Source organism: Pseudomonas asgharzadehiana (genome assembly GCF_019139815.1).
GTDB lineage: Bacteria > Pseudomonadota > Gammaproteobacteria > Pseudomonadales > Pseudomonadaceae > Aquipseudomonas > Aquipseudomonas asgharzadehiana.
Genome location: NZ_CP077079.1, coordinates 1,873,555 through 1,894,761 on the forward strand (window position 1 = coordinate 1,873,555; position 21,207 = coordinate 1,894,761).

The 21,207-nt window shown below is 61.5% G+C and carries 18 protein-coding genes; 12 read left to right on the forward strand and 6 right to left on the reverse strand.

Translation table 11 applies throughout. The features are described from left to right. Positions 1-109 precede the first annotated feature (109 nt). Positions 110-1,612: a nucleobase:cation symporter-2 family protein gene (locus tag KSS96_RS08655; RefSeq protein WP_017526612.1), complete on the forward strand. Its 1,503-nt coding sequence runs from the start codon at positions 110-112 to the stop codon at positions 1,610-1,612. Positions 1,613-1,649: 37 nt separating this feature from the next. On the opposite strand, the gene KSS96_RS08660 is transcribed toward KSS96_RS08655, so the two are convergent. Both KSS96_RS08660 and KSS96_RS08665 read right to left on the reverse strand, forming a co-directional pair. Further along, positions 1,650-2,582, reverse strand: coding sequence for a proline iminopeptidase-family hydrolase (locus tag KSS96_RS08660; RefSeq protein ID WP_065877021.1), 933 nt, complete (start codon positions 2,580-2,582; stop codon positions 1,650-1,652). Between the two features lie 93 nt (positions 2,583-2,675). Beyond that, a complete protein-coding gene (locus KSS96_RS08665; RefSeq protein WP_017526610.1) occupies positions 2,676-3,440 on the reverse strand; it encodes a LuxR family transcriptional regulator in 765 nt (254 codons plus the stop codon). A 181-nt stretch (positions 3,441-3,621) separates the two neighbouring features. Here KSS96_RS08665 and KSS96_RS08670 point away from each other — a divergent pair, with 181 nt between their 5' ends. The 6 genes from KSS96_RS08670 to KSS96_RS08695 are packed head-to-tail and all read left to right on the forward strand — an operon-like array spanning position 3,622 to position 9,779. Then, entirely contained in the window at positions 3,622-4,509 is an 888-nt protein-coding gene (locus KSS96_RS08670) for a proline iminopeptidase-family hydrolase (protein WP_017526609.1), read from the forward strand. A gap of 3 nt (positions 4,510-4,512) precedes the next feature. Further along, positions 4,513-5,460, forward strand: a complete 948-nt coding sequence (locus tag KSS96_RS08675) for an ABC transporter permease (protein ID WP_217856004.1) — start codon at positions 4,513-4,515, stop codon at positions 5,458-5,460. Continuing rightward, entirely contained in the window at positions 5,457-6,314 is an 858-nt protein-coding gene (locus tag KSS96_RS08680) for an ABC transporter permease (protein ID WP_017526607.1), read from the forward strand. The genes KSS96_RS08675 and KSS96_RS08680 overlap by 4 nt, the downstream gene beginning before the upstream one ends. Beyond that, complete coding sequence (locus KSS96_RS08685; protein WP_068931591.1) at positions 6,311-7,267, forward strand: ABC transporter ATP-binding protein; 957 nt, start codon at positions 6,311-6,313, stop codon at positions 7,265-7,267. Before KSS96_RS08680 ends, KSS96_RS08685 begins: the two co-directional genes overlap by 4 nt. Beyond that, entirely contained in the window at positions 7,264-8,283 is a 1,020-nt protein-coding gene (locus tag KSS96_RS08690; protein ID WP_065877019.1) for an ABC transporter ATP-binding protein, read from the forward strand. Before KSS96_RS08685 ends, KSS96_RS08690 begins: the two co-directional genes overlap by 4 nt. Then, a complete protein-coding gene (locus KSS96_RS08695; RefSeq protein ID WP_065877018.1) occupies positions 8,265-9,779 on the forward strand; it encodes an ABC transporter substrate-binding protein in 1,515 nt (504 codons plus the stop codon). Before KSS96_RS08690 ends, KSS96_RS08695 begins: the two co-directional genes overlap by 19 nt. A 132-nt stretch (positions 9,780-9,911) precedes the next feature. Here the strand turns inward: KSS96_RS08695 and KSS96_RS08700 are convergent, their stop codons facing one another. From KSS96_RS08700 to KSS96_RS08715, 4 genes are all read right to left on the reverse strand, one after another. Beyond that, positions 9,912-10,652 (reverse strand): YciK family oxidoreductase, encoded by a 741-nt coding sequence (locus tag KSS96_RS08700; protein WP_068933590.1) that lies wholly within the window; start codon positions 10,650-10,652, stop codon positions 9,912-9,914. A 101-nt stretch (positions 10,653-10,753) separates the two neighbouring features. Next, complete coding sequence (gene mupP / locus KSS96_RS08705) at positions 10,754-11,425, reverse strand: N-acetylmuramic acid 6-phosphate phosphatase MupP (RefSeq protein WP_068933592.1); 672 nt, start codon at positions 11,423-11,425, stop codon at positions 10,754-10,756. Positions 11,426-11,429: 4 nt separating this feature from the next. Continuing rightward, the gene (gene ubiG / locus KSS96_RS08710) at positions 11,430-12,128 is read right to left on the reverse strand and encodes a bifunctional 2-polyprenyl-6-hydroxyphenol methylase/3-demethylubiquinol 3-O-methyltransferase UbiG (RefSeq protein ID WP_003172645.1); all 699 of its coding nucleotides are present in this window, start codon (positions 12,126-12,128) and stop codon (positions 11,430-11,432) included. Between the two features lie 61 nt (positions 12,129-12,189). Next, positions 12,190-13,521 (reverse strand): TRZ/ATZ family hydrolase, encoded by a 1,332-nt coding sequence (locus tag KSS96_RS08715; RefSeq protein WP_116079485.1) that lies wholly within the window; start codon positions 13,519-13,521, stop codon positions 12,190-12,192. Between the two features lie 110 nt (positions 13,522-13,631). Here KSS96_RS08715 and mtnA point away from each other — a divergent pair, with 110 nt between their 5' ends. The 5 genes from mtnA (at position 13,632) to hisC (ending at position 21,199) form a co-directional block, all read left to right on the forward strand. Beyond that, positions 13,632-14,708: an S-methyl-5-thioribose-1-phosphate isomerase gene (gene mtnA / locus KSS96_RS08720; RefSeq protein ID WP_065877015.1), complete on the forward strand. Its 1,077-nt coding sequence runs from the start codon at positions 13,632-13,634 to the stop codon at positions 14,706-14,708. Positions 14,709-15,131: 423 nt separating this feature from the next. Beyond that, positions 15,132-17,786, forward strand: a complete 2,655-nt coding sequence (gene gyrA / locus KSS96_RS08725; protein ID WP_065877014.1) for a DNA gyrase subunit A — start codon at positions 15,132-15,134, stop codon at positions 17,784-17,786. 111 nt (positions 17,787-17,897) lie between these two features. Further along, positions 17,898-18,983, forward strand: a complete 1,086-nt coding sequence (serC, locus tag KSS96_RS08730) for a 3-phosphoserine/phosphohydroxythreonine transaminase (RefSeq protein ID WP_017526600.1) — start codon at positions 17,898-17,900, stop codon at positions 18,981-18,983. After that, entirely contained in the window at positions 18,983-20,077 is a 1,095-nt protein-coding gene (pheA, locus tag KSS96_RS08735; RefSeq protein ID WP_065877013.1) for a prephenate dehydratase, read from the forward strand. The genes serC and pheA overlap by 1 nt, the downstream gene beginning before the upstream one ends. 9 nt (positions 20,078-20,086) lie before the next feature. Next, positions 20,087-21,199, forward strand: coding sequence for a histidinol-phosphate transaminase (gene hisC / locus KSS96_RS08740; protein ID WP_017526599.1), 1,113 nt, complete (start codon positions 20,087-20,089; stop codon positions 21,197-21,199). Positions 21,200-21,207: the final 8 nt, after the last annotated feature.

A 21,207-nucleotide genomic window follows, 5' to 3' on the forward strand; every position in this document is an offset into this window, starting at 1 on the left:
TAACGCCGATGGAGGGTATCTTGTTCGGTTGATTGTATACAACTATATGGACATCTAGTCCTCACATTGCATACAGTGGCCGCACAACAAAAACAGAGAACCCCTCACCATGACTATCCCGAAGGCGTCACCGCAGCGGCCGGAAGATGAGAATCTTGGCGTCGCCGCCAACATGGCTTACGGCCTGCAGCATGTGCTCACCATGTACGGCGGCATCGTCGCGGTACCCCTGATCGTTGGCCAGGCGGCTGGGTTATCCCCAGCGGATATTGGCTTGTTGATCGCCGCGTCGTTGTTTGCCGGTGGCCTGGCCACCCTGTTGCAAACCCTTGGCCTGCCGTTCTTTGGGTGTCAGTTGCCGCTGGTGCAGGGCGTGTCGTTTGCCGGTGTGGCCACCATGGTCGCGATTGTCGGCAGCGACGGTGCTGGCGGGGTGCCTGCGATTCTCGGGGCGGTGATGGCTGCGTCGTTCATCGGGCTGCTGATCACGCCGGTGTTCTCCAGGATCACCAAGTTCTTCCCACCCTTGGTCACGGGTATCGTGATCACCACCATCGGCCTGACCCTGATGCCCGTTGCGGCGCGCTGGGCCATGGGCGGCAACAGCCGCGCGGCGGATTTCGGCAGCATGCCCAATATCGGCCTGGCCGCCTTGACGCTGGTGTTGGTACTGCTGCTAAGCAAGATCGGCAGCGCGACCATCTCACGCTTGTCCATCCTGTTGGCGATGGTGATCGGCACCCTGATTGCGGTGTTGCTCGGCATGGCAGACTTCTCCGGTGTGACCCAGGGGCCGATGTTCGGTTTTCCCACACCCTTCCATTTCGGCATGCCGACCTTCCACCTCGCCGCGATCATTTCCATGTGCATCGTGGTGATGGTGACTCTGGTGGAAACTTCTGCCGACATCCTGGCCGTGGGCGAAATCATCGACACCAAGGTCGACTCCAAACGCCTGGGTAACGGCCTTCGCGCCGATATGCTGTCGAGTATGTTTGCGCCGATCTTCGGTTCGTTCACCCAGAGCGCGTTCGCCCAGAACGTCGGCCTGGTGGCGGTGACCGGGGTGAAGAGTCGCTTTGTGGTCGCCACCGGTGGTCTGTTTCTGGTCATCCTCGGCCTGCTGCCGTTCATGGGCCGGGTGATCGCGGCAGTGCCGACGTCAGTGCTGGGCGGCGCCGGGATTGTGCTGTTCGGCACCGTGGCGGCCAGCGGTATTCGCACCTTGTCCAAGGTGGATTACCGCAACAACATGAATTTGATTATCGTCGCCACGTCCATTGGTTTCGGCATGATTCCTATCGCCGCGCCAAGTTTCTATGATCAGTTCCCCAGCTGGTTCGCGACCATTTTCCATTCGGGCATCAGTTCGTCGGCGATCATGGCGATAGCGTTGAACCTGGCGTTCAACCATTTCACGGCGGGCAACTCGGACCAGCAGTCGGTGTTTGTGGCGGGGACCGAGCGCAGCTTGTGCTTCCACGATGTGGCGGCGCTGCGTGATGGGGACTATTTCAGGGGCGGCAAGTTGTTCGATGCCGAGGGCAAGGAGATTCCGTTGATGGAGCAAGCCTCAAGGCACGCATCGAAACCTGAGACCTCCGAGGTCTGAATGTGTGGGAGGGGCACGCCCCTCCCACACATTGAACTCAGCCGGCCTTGCGCTCTGCGTGCGGCACCGGACACGCCTCATCCAGAAACTTCACCACTGTGCCCATGCACGCCTGGCGTTCTTCCACATGGGGCATGTGGCTGGAGTCTTCAAACAGCGCCCAGCGCACATCCGCAATTTCATCCAGGAACGGCTTGACCACCAGCGGTGTAGCCTCGTCATGCCGACCGGAAATCACCAGGGTTGGTACCTTGATCGCCGACAGGCGGCCAATGGATTTCCAATCCTTCAAACTGCCGATCACATGGAACTCGGTCGGGCCGCTCATCGCGTGGTACACCGTGGGGTCCGAGTCGACCTGGGCGAAAGTGCGCGCCACCTCTTCCGGCCACGGATTGACGCGGCACACATGCTGGTCATAGAACACTCGCGAGGCGGCGAGGTATTCCGGGTCCTGGTAGGTGCCGGCGGCTTCATGCTTGAGCAGGGTTTCATGCACGCCTTCTGGCAACAATTTGCGCAGGCGGTTGGCTTCGCTGACCCAGGTGCGCATACAGGTCGGTGAGTTGGCCGGGATAAACGCGCGCAGCCCCTTAGGTTGCAGAATCGCGTGTTCACTGCCGAGCATGCCGCCCCAGGACTGGCCGAGGATCGCGTAGTTGTCGCTGATTTGCAGATGATCCAGCAAGTTGTCCAGTTCTTTGAGGAACAGGTCGACGGTCCAGAAAGACGCGGCTTCATCGGGTAGGTGCGTGGAGCGGCCATTGCCCAGTTGGTCGTAGTGGATCACGGCGTGGCCGCTGGCGGCGACATCCTTGAAGGCGTCGACGTAATCATGGGTGCAACCGGGGCCGCCGTGGATGATGACCAACGGCGTGCGGCCGCTGGCCAGGTCGCCGGTGACGCGGTACCAGGTCTGGTAGGCGCCGAACGTTGCATACCCTTCGCGGATCTTTTCGATGAACTCCATTTCGTACCCTGCTCTGAAGAAAACGATCAGGGGCACGATAATCCGCCGGCAACATTTAAGTAACTAGCAAAACAGCTAGGTTTTGCCGAGGAGTCAGTCGTCGAGCAGGCGGTAATGGGTGGCGCGAACCACAGCCTGTACGCGGTTTTTGGCGCCCAGTTTGTGCATCGCCGAGGCCAGGTGCAGGGTGACCACGGCCAGTGACCGGCTCAACTGCGTGGCGATTTCAGCGGCGGTGAGGCCTTCGGCCGCCCATTTCAGGCATTCGCGTTCGCGTTTGGTCAGGTGGATATGTGGGTAGGTGCGCAGTTCCTTGCTGAATAGCGGGTAGGCCGCTTCCTGCAAGGCGTGGGAAATCAGGCTGAAATCCGACAACGTGTGCTGCGCCTCTTGCAGCACGGTCTGGGCCTTGCCGGTGCGCAGGCCGGTCAACGAGGCAAAACCGCCGCGGGGCAGGTGGATGGGCACACTCACGCCGCAGGTCAGTTGCTGGTCGTGCAGGTAGGTTGAAACTGGCGCGTGGCAGGGGTCGATGATCTTCTGCAGCGGGGTATCGGCCTTGGCTTCGTAGGACCACACAAACGGTGAAACCGTGCTCAGGGCCAGATGCTGCACCGGGTCTATCTGGTAAAAACCTTCGCTGCACCACAAGGTGTGCCAGCCTGGCGGTGTATTGCGCAGTTCCAGCACCGAGGGGGTGATCAATGCACCATCCTGATCGATCGGCACCGGGGTGTAGTCATACACCAAGGCATCGAAACCCAACTGCTGGGCGAGGATAAAAGCGTTGTCCATCTGCTCGTCCAGGCTCCTGCCCGGCATCAGACGATTATTGACGGCAGTTAGCTTGGCCAGCATCCGTTCTGCTCCCGAATTCATTTGAATCTCGACTTCCTGCAAGTAGAATGCCACGCCCCGGCGAAGGACAGCCAGGCCAAACCTATAAGAAATACTAGGTTATGGACGCACGGCATCCTCGGTAGTGTTGGCGTGGTAAACGGCCACTACCCACCAGGCCGATAACACAAGGAATGTATGCATGTGGCGTGAAATTGCCCCCGACCAGCGGTACACCGTGCAAGTCGACGGCCACAACCTCGCGGTCTACAGCTTTGGCGAAGGCGATGAGGTGCTCTTGTGCCTCAACGGCGGGCCGGGCTTGCCGTGTGACTACTTGCGCGACGCCCATGGCTGGCTCAAGGACCATAACCTACGAGTGGTTGCATTCGATCAGCTTGGCACGGGCGCATCAGCCAGACCGACCGATGTTTCCCTGTGGGAAATCCGCCGTTATGTCGAAGAAGTCGAAACCGTGCGCCAGGCCCTCGGTCTGGGCCGCGTGCATTTGCTTGGGCATTCATGGGGTGGCTGGTTGGGCATCGAATACGCCATTTATTACCCCGCCGCACTCAAAAGCCTGATCCTCGAGAACACCGTCGGCGACATTCCGCACCTGTCCCAGGAGCTCGAACGCCTGCGCGGCGCGCTGGGCAGCGAAACCGTGGCCATGATGCAACGCCACGAAGCCATGGGTACCCTCGACCACCCGCAGTACCAGGCCGCAATCACCTTGCTCAACTACCGCCACGTGTGCCGCCTGGATGAGTGGCCCGAGCCGGTCAAACGCTCCCTCGGCGACTGGAACATGGGGCCGTACGAAACCATGCAGGGCCCCAACGAGTTTCTCTACGTCGGCAACCTCAAGGACTGGAACCGCCTCAAGGAGATGGCCGATTTCACCATGCCCATACTGATCACCACCGGCCAGCACGACGAACTCACCCCCGCCTGCGCCATGCGCATGAAAATGGCCGCCAGACACGCCCAATTGCACGTCTTTCCCAACAGCAGCCATATGCCGTTTTATGAAGAACCCCAGGCGTATTTCCCGGTGCTGCTCGACTTTCTCGCTCGTCATCGAGGCTGACCGATGAACCTGGCGCGCTACCGTTTTGTGCTGTCCCGGCCGCTGCAATTGCTGCCGGTGCTGTTTGGCATCAGCCTGATCACCTTTGTGCTGGTGCGCTCGATCCCCGGCGATCCGGCGCGCGCCTTGCTCGGTTCACGCAGCACGCCGGATGCCTTGCTGAAAATCCGCGCCCAGTACGGCCTTGATCAGCCGTTGTGGCTGCAATATTTCTACTTCCTGAAGAACCTGCTCAAGGGCGACCTCGGGCAATCGCTGCTGTACAAGGTCGACGCCTTGAAACTGATCGTCACCCGCATCGAACCGACCTTGGTGCTGGTGCTCGGCAGTGTCCTGCTGGCACTGCTGATTGCGCTGCCATTGGCGACGTTGGCCGCGCGCAACCAAGGCCGCTGGGCGGATAACCTGATCCGCGTGTTCACCACCGTTGGCCTGGGTATGCCGGCCTTTTGGCTGGGCTTGATGCTGATTTTGCTGCTCAGTGTCCAATGGGGGCTGTTCCCTGTGTCGGGCTACGGGCGCACCTGGCTGGACAAGGCGCACCACATGGTGTTGCCGTGCCTGACTATCGCGCTGGCGCTGTCGGCGGTGCTGGTACGCAACCTGCGGGCGGGCATGTTGATGGAGTTGCAGGCCGATCACGTCACTGCGGCCAGGGCGCGCGGGTTGTCGGAGGCAGCGGTGTTTCGCCGGCATGTGTTGCCCAACTCCCTGGTGCCGGCGGTCAACCTGCTGGCGGTGAATATCGGCTGGCTGATCAGCGGCACGGTGGTGATTGAAAGCCTGTTTGCCATTCCCGGTATTGGCCAGCTATTGGTCCGCGGCATCTTTACCCGCGATTACATGGTGGTGCAGGGCGTGGCCATGGTGCTGGCCTGCGCGACGGTGGTGGTCAACTTCCTCGCGGACGTGGCGACCGTGGCCCTCGACCCGCGGGTGAATATGCGATGAGCAGCCGCCCACTGATTGCCCCTTGGCGCTTGCGTCTGCGTTTTGGTTTTCGCAATGGTCGGCTGACGGCGGCGTGGGGGCTGTCGATCCTGCTGGCGTGGTTTGGCCTCGCGCTGTTTGCGCCGTGGATTGCGCCGTATGACCCGATTGCGCAGAACACCGATATCAGTTTGCTCGGCCCTCACCTGGCCCATCCATTCGGCACCGATAACTACGGCCGAGACATTCTGTCGCGGGTGATCTGGGGCGCGCGCATCGACCTGCAACTGGCGATTATCGGGGTGATCTTCCCGTTCATGATCGGCACCTTTATCGGCGCGGTGTCGGGCTATATCGGCGGGCGTTTCGACAGCCTCTGCATGCGTGTGATCGATGTGGTCCTGGCGTTCCCGTTCCTGGTGCTGATGCTGGCGATCATGGCCATCCTCGGCCCGGGCTTGAAGAGTTTCTATATCGCCATGGCGCTGGTGGGATGGGTCTCGTATGCACGGCTGATCCGTTCGCAGATCCTGGTGCTCAAGGAAAGCGACTTCGCCCTGGCCGCCAAGAGCCTGGGTTTTGGCCATGGGCGCATCCTGTTCCGGCACTTGCTGCCCAATGCCCTGTTTGGCTCGATTGTGTTTTCCATGTCGGATGCGGTGTTGGTGCTGCTGAATGGCGCGGCCGTGAGTTATCTGGGCCTCGGCGTGCAGCCGCCCACCGCCGAGTGGGGCACCATGGTCGCCGAAGGGCAGGCGTTTATTACCACTGCGTGGTGGATCTGCACTTTTCCGGGGCTGGCCATCGTGACCCTGGCCATGGGCTTCAGCCTGCTGGCCGATGGCGTGGCGCAAGTGTTGGGGGAGCGCTCATGAGCCTGTTACAGGTGCGCGACCTGAGTGTGATCGCCAACAATGCCGGGCGCGATGTGACCCTGGTCGACCGCGTGTCGTTTGACCTGGCCGAAGGCGAAATCCTTGGTTTGGTGGGCGAGAGCGGCTCGGGCAAGACCATGGCCTGTCGTGGCCTGATGCGCCTGCTGCCGTCGCCCGGTTTGCGGGTACAAGGCGCGGCGGTGCGCCTGGCCGGCCAGGACCTTCTGCAATTGGACGAGGCCGGCATGCGCGCGGTGCGTGGCGGGCAACTGGGCATGATTTTCCAGAACCCCAGCAGCCACCTGGACCCGCTGATGCGCATCGGCGAACAAATCGCCGAAGGTATTCGCCTGCATCAAGGCGCGTCGAAAAAAGACGCACGCCTGGCGGCCATCGACGTGCTGCGCCAAGTGGGCATTCCCGACCCCCAGGCGCGGGTCGACAACTACCCTCACGAGTTTTCCGGCGGCATGCGCCAACGCGCAATGATCGCAGTGGCCCTGGGCTGCAAGCCGAAGGTATTGATCGCCGACGAGCCGACCACGGCGCTTGATGTGACCGTGCAGGCGCAAATCCTGCGGTTGTTGCTGGCGCTGCGTGACCGGCACGGGTTGTCGATCATCATGATCACCCACGACCTCGGCGTGGTGGCGCAAACCTGTGATTCCATCGCGGTGATGTACGCCGGGCGCCTGTGCGAGCACGGCAGCAAGTACGACGTACTGGCGCATCCGCAACATCCCTACACCGCTGGCCTGATCGACTGCCAGCCGGCCCACAGCAGCGGCCACGCCCTGTTGCGCACCATCGCCGGCCAACCGCCCTTGCTCGATGCATTACCCGCCGGCTGCCGCTTCAACCCGCGCTGCCCGCAGGTCGGCGCCTTGTGTACCGAACGCTTGCCTGAAGGCGTGCGGGTGGCTTGTCACTATCCGTTGGGAGCGCGCCCATGAGCCTGTTGCAGATCAAGGACCTGGAGGTACGTTTTGCCGCGTCCGGCACTGGCCTGTTGGGCCTGAACAAACAGTGGGTGAGGGCGGTGAACGGGGTTTCGTTGAACCTCGCCGCAGGCCAAACCCTCGGCTTGGTGGGCGAGTCCGGCAGCGGCAAAAGCACCCTCGGCCGCGCGATTTTGCACCTCAACCCGATCAGCGCCGGGCAGGTGCTGTTCGACGGGGTCGACATGGCCCATGGCAGCGCGATCGACATCACGCGCCTGCGCCAGGAAACGGCAATGATCTTCCAGGACCCCTACGCCGCGCTGAACCCGCGCCATACCATTGGCGAAACCATCGCCGAAGTTTTGCGCGTGCAGCGCAAAGTGACCGCAGAGCACATTCCCGCCCGCGTCAATGAACTGCTGGAGTTGGTGGGGCTGCGCCCTGAGTTGGCCGGCCGCAAACCCGGCTCCCTCAGCGGCGGGCAATGCCAGCGCGTCGGTATCGCCCGGGCCCTGGCGGTAGAACCCCGCCTGATCATCGCCGATGAGTGCGTGGCGGCGCTGGATGTGTCGATCCAGGGCCAGATCATCAACCTGCTGTTGGAACTGCAACAGCGTATGAACCTGGCGATCCTGTTCATCGCCCATGACCTAGCCATTGTGCGGCGCCTGTGCGACCGCGTGGCGGTGATGTACCTGGGCAAGATCGTCGAGGAAGGCCCGGTGGAGGCGGTGTTCACCACACCGCGTCATCCGTACACGGCGGCGTTGATCCAGGCGATTCCGCAGATCGATCCGCATCGGCCATTGCCTGCCGAGCCCTTGCCGGGCGAGCCGCCCAGCCCACTGAACTTACCCACCGGTTGTGCCTTTCACCCGCGTTGCGGCTATGCGCGCGCCATGTGTTCCGTGGTGTTGCCGCCGACCCATTTTCTGCACGAGCATCGGTACAGTTGCGTGCTTGAAGAGCCATTGACCCTTTCTGCCGTCCATAAACAAGGAGTTATGACATGCAATCGCGCCACTTGAAGTTGCTCGCCGCCGCCACGCTGACCGCTTGGTCCCTCACTGCCGGCCTGGCCCAGGCCGCTGGCGTTTTGACCATCGGCTGCCGTGAAGACAGCACCACGTTTGACCCGATCAAAAGCGCGCAGAACCGCGATACCTGGGTGTTCGCCAACGTCTACGACACCCTGGTCCGCGTGGATAACCTGGGCACCAAGATGGTGCCGGGCCTGGCGCAAAGCTGGGAGATTTCCAAGGACGGCCTGACCTACACCTTCAAACTGCGCGACGCGAAGTTCTCCGACGGCACCTCGATCACTGCTGATGACGCGGCATTCAGCCTGTTGCGCATCCGCGATAACAAAGCCTCGCTGTGGGCAGACCCTTTCAACCTGATCGATACGGCCAAGGCCGCAGACGCGAAAACCCTGGTGGTGACCCTCAAGACCCCGGCGGTCGCCTTTCTCTCGCAATTGGCGTCGCCGACCGTGTCGATCCTGTCGGAAAAAGCCATGACCAAAATGGGCGAAGACGCCTACTCGGAAAACCCGGTGACCTCCGGGGCGTTTACCGTGGATGAGTGGCGCAAGGGCGATCGGGTAATCCTCAAGAAAAACCCGAACTTCTGGCAGGCCACGAACGTCAGCCTCGACGGCGTGGAATGGGTCTCGGTGACCGATGACAACACGCGCATGCGCATGGTGCAGAACAACGAACTCGACACGGCGATCTTCGTACCGTTCTCGCGGGTTGACGAATTGAAGAAAGACAAGAACGTGGTGATCCATGCCGACCCGTCCACCCGTGAAGATCACCTGCTGATCAACCACGCCCACGGCCTGCTGGCCAAACCCGAAGTGCGTCAGGCGCTGGACATGGCCATCGACAAACAATCGCTGGTCAAGACCGCCACTTATGGTCAAGGCACCGTGGCCTATTCCTACATTCCCAAAGGCTCGCTGTACCACTACGCCAACAACCTGCAACGCCCATACGACCCGGCCGAGGCCAAGAAATTGCTGGCCGCTGCCGGCGCCGAGGGTTTGAAGCTGAACTACGTGGTCAACGCCGGCAACGAAGCCGACGAGCAGATTGCGGTGATCATCAAGGATCAGCTGGCCAAGGTCGGCGTCACCGCCAACCTGCAAAAGGTCGACCCAACCCAAAGCTGGCAGATGCTGGTGGACGGTGAATACGATATTTCGGTGATGTACTGGACCAACGACATCCTCGACCCGGACCAGAAAACCACCTTCGTGCTGGGTCACGACACCAACCAGAACTACATGACCCGCTACAAGAACGACAAGGTCAAGGACCTGGTCGCGGCAGCGCGCATCGAGGCCGACCCGGTCAAGCGCGAGCAGATGTATGTGGAGTTGCAGAAACTGGCCAAACAGGATGTGAACTGGATCGATCTGTACTACAGCCCGTACATCAATATCTCACGCAAGAATGTGAGTCACTTCCTGCAGAACCCGCTCGGCCGTTTCACGCTTGAAGAAGTGGTAAAAAACTAGGAAGCACCGCTGTAAAAAAATGTGAGAGGGGGCTTGCTCCCGATAGCAGGGTGTCAGTCACCGCATCTGTGACTGGCTCACCGCTATCGAGAGCAAGCCCCCTCCCACCTGTTGTTCCGGTGGTGTCAGGGTTTACTGCGCATCAAACGCCTGCCCATTGATGCCGGTACTGTCCGGCCCCATCAGGTAAAGGTATACCGGCATGATCTCTTGCGGTGCCGGCCTTTCCATCGGGTTTTCTCCCGGATACGCCTGGGCCCGCATGCTGGTGCGCGTACCGCCTGGGTTGATGCTGTTGGCGCGCACCGCCGCCACGTCCTCAAGCTCGTCGGCCAGGGTTTGCATCAAGCCTTCAGTGGCAAACTTCGACACACCGTAAGCCCCCCAATACGCACGGCCCTTGCGCCCGACGCTGCTGGAGGTGAACACCACCGACGCATCCTGGGACAACTTGAGCAGCGGCAGCAAAGTGCTGGTGAGCATGAACATCGCGTTGACGTTGATGTGCATCACCCGCATGAAATTCTCACCAGACAACTGCTCGATCGGCGTACGCGGGCCAATGATCGAGGCGTTGTGCAACAGGCCATCGAGGCGGCCGAATTCTTTTTCGATCATCGCCGCCAGCTCATCGTACTGATGGGGCAGGGCGGTCTCCAGGTTGAACGGGATGACCACCGGTTGCGGGTGGCCCGCCGCTTCGATTTCGTCATACACCTGCGCCAGGTTGGCTTCGGTCTTGCCCAGCAACAGCACGGTGGCACCATGAGCGGCATAGGTTTTCGCCGCTGCCGCGCCAATCCCGCGACCGGCGCCGGTCACCAGGATGACCCGGCCTTTGAGCAGTTCTGGGGGGGCAGAATAATCAAACATAAATAGCCTCGAATTTGAAAACACTGAAGATCCCCTGTGGGAGGAGGCAAGCCCCTTCCCACATTTTTTAATCTTCATCGGTCATTAGCGTGTGGGCGCTATCAGCAACTGCACAGCGCGTTGTCCAGCACCTTGCGCAGTTCCAGCGGGTGGTCCACCACCACATCCGCGCCCCAATGACGCGGGTTGTCGTCCGGGTGGATATAGCCGTAGGTGACCGCCGCCGTGCGGGTGCCGGCGTCACGGCCGGATTCGATATCGCGCAGGTCATCGCCCACGAACAGCACGCTGGCCGGGTCGAGGCCGAGCATCTTGCATGCGAGGATCATCGGTTCCGGGTCTGGTTTGCTGTTGGTCACGTGGTCCGGGCAGATCAGCACGGCCGAGCGCTCGGCCAGGCCCAATTGCTGCATGATCGGTTCGGCGAAGCGCACGGGTTTGTTGGTGACCACGCCCCAGATCAGGTGGGCCTTTTCGATGTCTTCCAGCAGCTCGGCCATGCCGTCGAACAAGCGGCTGTGAACCGCGCAGCCCTTCAGGTAGCGCTCCAGAAATTCCAGGCGCAGTTCCTCGAAACCTGGCGACTCCGGGTCCATCGAGAAGGTCACGGCGACCATCGCCCGTGCGCCACCGGAAATTTCATCGCGGATGTGCTCGGGGTTGATCGGCGCCAGGTCACGATCGGCGCGCATGGCCTGGCAGATGGCGATAAAGTCCGGCGCGGTGTCCAGCAGCGTACCGTCCATGTCGAAGAGAACCGCTCGCAACTTCACAGGCTTACTCCTCGCGCAGGGTCTGGATCATGTAGTTGACGTCGACGTCGCTGGCCAGCTTGTAGTGCTTGGTCAGCGGGTTGTAGGTCAGGCCGATGATGTCCTTGACGGTCAGGCCGGCCTGGCGGCTCCAGGCGCCGAGTTCGGACGGGCGGATAAATTTCTTGAAGTCATGGGTGCCGCGCGGCAGCAGCTTCATGATGTATTCGGCGCCGATGATCGCGAACAGGTAGGCCTTGGGGTTGCGGTTGATGGTGGAGAAGAACACCTGGCCGCCGGGCTTGACCATACGGAAACAGGCGCGGATCACCGAAGACGGGTCCGGTACGTGTTCGAGCATCTCGAGGCACGTCACCACGTCGAACTGCTCGGGCATTTCCTCGGCCAGGGCTTCGGCGGTGATCTGGCGATATTCCACGCTCACGCCGGATTCCAGTTGGTGCAGTTGGGCCACGGCCAGAGGCGCTTCGCCCATGTCGATGCCCATCACCGTGGCACCGCGCTGGGCCATGGCTTCGCTCAGGATGCCGCCGCCGCACCCGACATCCAGGACCTTCTTGCCGGCCAGGTTGACGCGTTCGTCGATCCAGTTGACCCGCAGTGGGTTGATGTCGTGCAGGGGCTTGAATTCGCTTTCACGGTCCCACCAGCGGTGAGCCAGGGCTTCGAATTTGGCGATTTCGGCGTGGTCGACGTTGCTCATGGTGGTTCCTCTGAAGCTGATAATCGGTTTGTCGGCGTTGAACGCGGGTTCAACGCCGACGTTATTCGCGGTGGCCGCTGATGCGTTGGCCCCAGGCAATGGCCGTGGCGGTCAACTGTTGTTCATCCATGCGGGTCAGTTGCCGGTCGTCGAGCAACTGCTTGCCGGCGACCCAAAGGTGTTTCACGCAATCGCGTCCGGTGGCGTAGATAAGCTGTGAGACCGGATCGTAGATCGGTTGTTGCGCCAGCCCCGACAGGTCGAACGCGACAATGTCCGCGGCCTTGCCGATTTCCAGCGAGCCAATCTGGCTTTCCAGGCCCATGGCGCGGGCACCGTTGAGCGTGGCCATGCGCAGGGCGCGGTGGGCGTCCAGGGCGGTGGCCGACCCGGCGACGGCCTTGGCCAGCATCGCCGCCGTGCGGGTTTCGCCCAGCAGGTCCAGGTCATTATTGCTGGCGGCGCCGTCGGTGCCGATGGCCACATTGACCCCAGCCTGCCACAGACGCTCCACCGGGCAGAAGCCGCTGGCCAGTTTGAGGTTCGATTCCGGGCAATGGATGACACTGGTGTTGCTTTCTACCAGTAAAGCCAGGTCGTCTTCGCTGATTTGGGTCATGTGAACGGCCTGGAAGCGTGGGCCCAACAGGCCGAGGCGGCTCAGGCGCGCCAGTGGCCGCTCGCCGGTGCTCTCGATCGCTTGCTGCACTTCAACGGCGGTTTCATGCACATGCATGTGGATTGCGGCGTCGAGTTCTTCGGCGATGACCCGGATCTTTTCCAGGTTGTCGTCGCACACGGTGTAGGGCGCGTGTGGGCCGAAGGTAATCTTGATGCGGGGATGATGCTTGAGGTCGCTGAACAGCTCGATGCCCTGGCGAATCGCCTCATCGGCACTGCTGGCGCCGGGAATCGGGAAATCGAGGATCGGAATGGCAATTTGCGCGCGCATGCCGCTGTTGTGCACGCAGTCACTGGCGACCTTGGGGTAGAAGTACATGTCGCTGAAGCAGGTGATGCCGCCCTTGAGTTGCTCGGCAATGGCCAGATCGGTGCCGTCACGCACGAAGGCTTCATCGACCCATTTGGCTTCGGCGGGCCAGATGTGTTTTTCCAGCCAGGTCATCAGTGGCAGGTCGTCGGCCAGCCCGCGAAACAGGCTCATTGCGGCATGCCCGTGAGCGTTGATCAAGCCGGGGCTGAGGAGCATGCCCGGTAGCTCGCGCACTTCGGTGGCCGCCAGTTTCAGCGCCGCCGCGCGTGGCCCGATGAATGCAATGCGCCCATCTCGAATGCCCAGGCCATGCTCCTTGAGCACCACGCCGGCGGGTTCGACCGGTACCAGCCAGGTTGGCAGCAACAGCAAGTCGAGCGGGGCGGCAGTGGCGGTCATCGCAGGCTTCTTCCTGGGCAGCTATATAAAGAAGGGCGAAGTATACCCGAGCGTCCTGGCTGGCGGATCGCTATAATCGGCGGCTTTTGTTCATGAGTGCGGAGTAAGGGATGCGCGATCGACTGTTGGCTGCGGAGAAAGTGAAGGCCATCGATTGGCGCGACGGCACGCTGTACCTGCTCGATCAGCGCGCCTTGCCGTCCCGGGAAAGCTGGGTGGCCTGCTCCACGGCTGACGAAGTGGCTGCAGCCATTCGTTCGATGGTCGTGCGTGGTGCGCCGGCCATTGGGATCAGCGCGGCTTATGGCCTGGTGCTTGCCGCCCGTGAACGCATCGCAGAGGGCGGTGACTGGCAGGCTGCGTGGGAAGAAGACTACGCACTCCTGGCCGATAGCCGTCCGACGGCATCCAACCTGTTCTGGGCCCTCAAGCGCATGCGCGACCGCCTGGACCGCATCACAAAACACGCCGACCCGCTGGCGCTGCTCGAAGCCGAAGCGATTGCGATCCACCAAACCGACCGCGAAGCCAACCTGACCATGGCTCAACTTGGCGTTGAGCTGATCCGCAAGAACCAGGGCAATGCCCAGGCGATCCTCACTCACGGCAATGCCGGCGCCTTGGCCTGCGGTGGCGTGGGCACGGCTCTGGGGGTGATCCGCGCAGCCTTCCTGGAAGGCATGGTCGAGCAGGTTTACGCCAACGAAACCCGGCCGTGGTTGCAAGGTTCACGGCTGACCGCCTGGGAGCTGGTGGGAGAGGGTATCCCGGTCATGATCAATGCCGACTCGGCCGGTGCGCATATTCTCAAGTCCAAGGGCGTGACCTGGGTGATCGTCGGCGCGGATTGCATCGCGGCCAATGGCGACGTCATCAGCAAGATCGGCACGTATCAACTGGCCGTGTGTGCGATGCACCACGGTGTGCGCTTTATGGTGGTGGCCGCGAGTTCGACCCTCGACTTGATGATGGCGACCGGCGATGACGTTGCCCTTGAAGAGCGTGATGCGGGCGAGCTGCTGGAAGTGGCCGGCCAGCGTTTCGCTGCCGATGTGAGCGCCTACAACCCGGTGTTTGACGTGACCCCCGCCGACCTCATTGACGTGATCGTGACCGAAAAAGGCATCGTTGAACGGCCCGACACTGCCAAGCTGGCCCAACTGATGTGCCGTAAACGCCTGCATTGAGGGCCGTGGTGTCTGTGAAATGACTATCGGGAGCAAGCTCCCTCCCACATTTTGACTGTGTTCACCCTTCAAGTGTGGGAGGGGCTTGCCCCCGATTGGCCCTTAAAGTCAATAAAACTCCCGGATCCACCCGCAAAAAACAGCACCACCCCACCTCTGAGCCTCTCTCGTCCCCCTCAAGCCTGTCATCCGTCAACTTACTATGCTCCATGCGCATCAGGGGGATAGGTGCGTGGCGGCGATTGTGATAACATCCGGCGGTTTCCAGGGCTGCCCCAAGGGGTGGCCTATAACGCGCAGATCCGTGTCATAACTCGTTGATTTGTCGTAAGTCGTTGCCAGGCACTCTGTCGGCAGCGGCGAGCTTCGTTCGTCCCATATGGATGTGACGAGGTTTCACCCGAAAAAGGAATCAGGCTTCTCATGGGCGAACTGGCCAAAGAAATCCTCCCGGTCAATATCGAAGACGAGCTGAAACAGTCCTACCTCGACTACGCGATGAGCGTAATTGTCGGTCGGGCACTGCCTGATGCGCGCGATGGCTTGAAGCCCGTGCACCGGCGTGTGCTGTTCGCGATGAGCGAGCTGGGTAACGACTGGAACAAGCCGTACAAGAAATCTGCCCGTGTTGTCGGTGACGTGATCGGTAAGTATCACCCTCACGGCGACACTGCGGTGTACGACACCATCGTTCGGATGGCCCAGCCGTTTTCCCTGCGCTACCTGCTGGTAGACGGCCAGGGTAACTTCGGTTCGGTCGACGGCGACAACGCCGCGGCCATGCGATACACCGAAGTGCGCATGACCAAGCTGGCGCACGAGCTGCTGGCCGACCTGCATAAAGAAACCGTGGACTGGGTGCCGAACTACGACGGCACCGAAATGATCCCGGCTGTAATGCCCACCAAGATCCCCAACCTGCTGGTCAACGGTTCCAGCGGTATCGCCGTGGGCATGGCCACCAACATCCCGCCGCACAACCTCGGTGAAGTCATCGACGGTTGCCTGGCCCTCATCGACAACCCCGAGCTGACCGTCGATGAGCTGATGCAGTACATCCCTGGCCCGGACTTCCCGACCGCCGCGATCATCAACGGTCGCGCCGGCATCATCGAAGCCTACCGCACCGGCCGTGGCCGCATTTACATGCGCGCCCGCTCGATCATCGAAGACATCGACAAGGTCGGTGGTCGCCAGCAGATCGTCATCACCGAACTGCCGTACCAGTTGAACAAGGCGCGCCTGATCGAGAAGATCGCCGAGCTGGTTAAAGAGAAGAAGCTCGAAGGCATCACCGAGCTGCGCGACGAGTCCGACAAAGACGGTATGCGCGTGGTGATCGAGCTGCGTCGTGGCGAAGTGCCGGAGGTGATCCTCAACAACCTCTACGCCCAGACCCAGCTGCAAAGCGTGTTTGGTATCAACGTCGTCGCGCTGATCGACGGTCGCCCGCGCATCCTGAACCTCAAGGATCTGCTGGAAGCCTTCGTGCGTCACCGTCGCGAAGTGGTCACCCGCCGTACCGTGTTCGAACTGCGCAAGGCTCGCGAACGCGGCCACATCCTGGAAGGCCAGGCGGTTGCGCTGTCGAACATCGACCCGGTGATCGCCCTGATCAAAGCTTCGCCGACGCCGTCGGAAGCCAAGGAAGCGCTGATCAAGATGCCATGGGAATCCAGCGCCGTAGTGGCGATGGTTGAACGTGCCGGCGCCGATTCCTGCCGTCCGGAGACCCTGGATCCGCAATACGGCCTGCGTGACGGCAAGTACTTCCTGTCGCCGGAACAGGCCCAGGCCATCCTGGAACTGCGTCTGCACCGCTTGACCGGCCTGGAACACGAGAAACTGCTGGCCGAGTACCAGGAGATTCTCAACCAGATCGGCGAGCTGATCCGCATCCTCAACAGCGCCGTGCGCCTGATGGAAGTGATCCGCGAAGAACTGGAAGTGATCCGCGCCGAATACGGCGACGTGCGCCGCACCGAAATCCTCGATGCGCGCCTCGACCTGACCCTGGGTGACATGATCCCGGAAGAAGAGCGCGTGGTGACCATCTCCCACGGTGGCTACGCCAAGACCCAGCCGCTGGCCGCGTACCAGGCTCAGCGTCGTGGTGGTAAGGGTAAATCGGCTACTGGCGTGAAGGATGAGGACTACATCGCTCACCTGCTGGTCGCCAACAGCCACACCACGCTGCTGCTGTTCTCCAGCAAGGGCAAGGTGTACTGGCTCAAGACCTACGAAATCCCGGAGGCCTCCCGTGCCGCCCGTGGTCGTCCGTTGGTCAACCTGCTGCCGCTGGACAGCGATGAATACATCACCACCATGCTGCCGGTCGAGGAGTACACCGAAGGTCACTTCATCTTCATGGCGACCGCCAAAGGCACCGTGAAGAAGACCCCGCTGGAGTCCTTCAGCCGCCAGCGCAGCGTGGGCTTGATCGCCCTGGAGCTGGATGAAGGCGACGTGCTGATCTCCGCAGCCATCACTGACGGCGAGCGCGAAGTCATGCTGTTCTCCGACGGCGGCAAAGTCACGCGCTTCAAGGAATCCGACGTTCGCGCCATGGGCCGTACTGCCCGCGGTGTGCGTGGCATGCGCCTGCCGGAAGGGCAGAAGCTGATTTCGATGCTGATTCCGGAAGAAGGCAGCCAGATCCTCACCGCTTCGGCGCGCGGTTATGGCAAGCGCACCGCTATCAGCGAGTTCCCGGAGTACAAGCGTGGCGGCCAGGGCGTTATCGCCATGGTCAGCAACGACCGCAACGGTCGTCTGGTCGGCGCGGTGCAGGTGCTCGATGGCGAGGAGATCATGCTGATTTCCGACCAGGGCACCCTCGTACGTACTCGTGTGGCCGAAGTGTCGAGCCTGGGCCGTAACACCCAGGGCGTGACGCTGATCAAGCTGGCTAGCGACGAAACACTGGTAGGCCTGGAGCGCGTCCAGGAACCATCGGAAGTCGAAGGCGAAGAGCTGGAAGGGGACGCGTTTGAAGGCGAGGTGATCGCAGCAGGCGATGACAACGTCGACGAGCCGACCCTCGACGCTGCCGCAGACGAAGAAGAACCGCAGGAATAAGCGGGCACACAGGGGGGCGGATGAAGATTCGCCCCCTTGTTGTTTGTCCCTTATGAAAGTATTGAATACCCGTTTATTGCACCACCCCACCAGATCAGAGTGAGATTGGATGTGAGCAAGAGAGCCTATAACTTCTGTGCCGGTCCCGCGGCGCTTCCTGAAGCAGTCCTGCAGCGTGCGCAGGGTGAACTCCTCGACTGGCATGGAAAAGGCCTCTCCGTGATGGAAATGAGCCATCGCAGCGATGAGTTCGTGTCCATTGCCACCAAGGCCGAGCAGGATCTGCGCGACTTGCTGGACATCCCATCGAACTACAAAGTGCTGTTCCTGCAAGGCGGCGCCAGCCAGCAGTTCGCGCAAATCCCGCTGAATCTGTTGCCGGAAGGCGGCACCGCCGACTATATCGACACCGGTATCTGGGGCCAGAAGGCCATCGAAGAAGCTTCGCGCTACGGGCATGTCAACGTGGCAGGCACCGCCAAGCCCTACGACTACTTCGCCATTCCCGGTCAGAACGAGTGGAAGCTATCGAAGGACGCGGCCTACGTGCACTACGTTGCGAACGAAACCATCGGTGGCCTGGAGTTCGACTGGGTGCCGCAAGTGGGGGACGTGCCGCTGGTGTGCGACATGTCCTCGGACATCCTTTCGCGCCCGATCGACGTCTCCAAGTACGGCATGATCTATGCCGGCGCGCAGAAGAACATCGGCCCTAGCGGCATCCTGGTCAATATCATCCGCGAAGACCTGCTGGGCCGCGCGCGCTCGCTGTGCCCGACCATGCTCAACTACAAGGTCGCGGCCGATAACGGCTCGATGTACAACACGCCGCCGGCGTTCGCCTGGTACCTGTCGGGCCTGGTGTTCGAATGGCTCAAGGAGCAGGGCGGCGTGGCGGCCATGGGCAAGCTCAACGAAGAGAAAAAGCGCGTCCTGTACGACTTTATCGACGCCAGCGGCCTGTACAGCAACCCGATCAACCTCACCGACCGCTCATGGATGAACGTACCGTTCCGCCTGGCGGACGACCGCCTGGACAAGCCGTTCCTGGCCGGCGCCGACGAGCGCGGCCTGCTGAACCTCAAGGGCCACCGCTCGGTGGGCGGCATGCGTGCCTCCATCTATAACGCCGTCGACATTCACGCGATCAACGCGCTGGTTGCCTACATGGCAGAGTTCGAAAAGGAACACGGCTAATGTCTGAACAAGAGCTCAAGGCCCTGCGCGTGCGCATTGACAGCCTGGACGAGAAAGTCCTGGAACTGATCAGTGAGCGCGCGCGCTGCGCCCAGGAAGTGGCGCGGGTGAAGATGGCGTCCCTGGCGGAAGGTGAGGTGCCGGTGTTCTACCGTCCCGAGCGTGAAGCCCAGGTACTCAAGCGGGTGATGGAGCGCAACAAGGGGCCGTTGGGCAACGAAGAAATGGCGCGGTTGTTCCGTGAAATCATGTCTTCGTGCCTGGCCCTGGAACAGCCGCTCAAGGTCGCCTACCTCGGGCCCGAGGGCACATTCACCCAGGCGGCGGCCATGAAGCACTTCGGCCACGCGGTGATCAGCAAGCCGATGGCAGCCATCGACGAAGTGTTCCGTGAAGTGGCGGCCGGCGCGGTGAATTTTGGCGTAGTGCCGGTGGAAAACTCCACCGAAGGCGCGGTCAACCACACGCTGGACAGCCTCCTCGAGCACGACATGGTGATCTGTGGGGAAGTCGAGTTGCGTATCCACCATCACTTGTTGGTGGGGGAGAACACCAAGACCGACAGCATCAGTCGTATCTATTCCCATGCCCAATCCCTGGCTCAGTGCCGCAAGTGGCTGGACGCCCATTATCCGAATGTCGAGCGGGTGGCGGTGTCCAGCAATGCCGAAGCGGCCAAGCGGGTCAAGGGTGAGTGGAATTCGGCGGCGATCGCCGGTGATATGGCGGCGGGCCTTTACGGGCTGACGCGCCTGGCCGAGAAAATCGAGGACCGCCCGGACAACTCCACGCGTTTCCTGATGATCGGCAGCCAGGAAGTGCCGCCGACCGGCGATGACAAGACGTCGATCATTGTCTCCATGAGCAACAAGCCCGGCGCGTTGCATGAGTTGCTGGTGCCATTCCACGACAACGGGATTGACCTGACACGCATCGAGACGCGGCCTTCGCGCAGCGGTAAATGGACCTACGTGTTCTTTATTGATTTCATCGGCCATCACCGCGACCCGCTGGTCAAGGGCGTGCTGGAGAAAATAAGTCAGGAAGCCGTGGCGCTCAAGGTGCTCGGTTCTTACCCGAAAGCGGTTTTGTGAGGCGTTAACATGAGTGGCAACTTCCTCGCCCTGGCTCAGCCGGGCGTGCAACAACTGTCGCCTTACGTACCGGGCAAGCCTGTGGACGAGCTGGCGCGTGAGTTGAACCTGGATCCTTCAAAGATCGTCAAGCTAGCCAGCAATGAGAACCCGCTCGGCCCGAGCCCCAAGGTGTTGGTGGCGATTCGTGAAGAGCTGGCCGAGCTGACCCGCTACCCGGACGGCAATGGTTTTGCTCTTAAATCGCTGCTGGCGCAAAAGTGTCGTGTCGAGCTGAACCAGGTGACCCTGGGTAACGGCTCCAACGACATCCTCGAGCTGGTCGGCCGTGCCTACCTGGCGCCGGGCCTGAATGCGGTGTTCAGCGAGCACGCGTTTGCGGTTTATCCGATCGTCACCCAGGCCGTTGGCGCTCAAGCCCGCGTGATTCCTGCCAAAGACTGGGGCCACGATCTGCCCGCGATGCTGGCGGCCATCGATGCCCAGACGCGCGTAGTGTTTATCGCCAACCCGAACAACCCGACCGGTACCTGGTTTGATGCAGCGGCGCTGAATGAATTCCTGCAAGACGTGCCGGAGCATGTGCTGGTGGTGCTGGATGAGGCCTACATCGAGTACGCCGAAGGCAGCGACCTGCCGGATGGGCTGGACTTCCTGGCGGCCTACCCGAACCTGCTGGTGTCGCGCACCTTCTCCAAGGCCTATGGCCTGGCGTCGTTGCGCGTTGGTTATGGTTTGTCCACGGCGGTGGTGGCTGATGTGCTGAACCGCGTGCGCCAACCGTTCAACGTCAACAGCCTGGCCCTGACGGCGGCGTGTGCGGCGTTGAAAGATGCCGAGTACCTGGCAGAAGGTCGACGCATTAATGAAAGCGGCATGTTGCAGTTGCAGGATGGCTTCCGTGATTTGGGCCTGGGCTGGATTCCGTCCAAGGGCAACTTCATTTGCGTCGACCTCGGCCAGGTGGCGGCCCCGGTGTTCCAGGGGCTGTTGCGTGAAGGCGTGATCGTGCGTCCGGTGGCCAACTACGGTATGCCGAACCACCTGCGCATCACCATCGGTTTGCCGGCTGAAAACAGCCGCTTCCTGGAGGCGCTGGCCAAGGTTCTGGCTCGTGGTTGATGTCACTG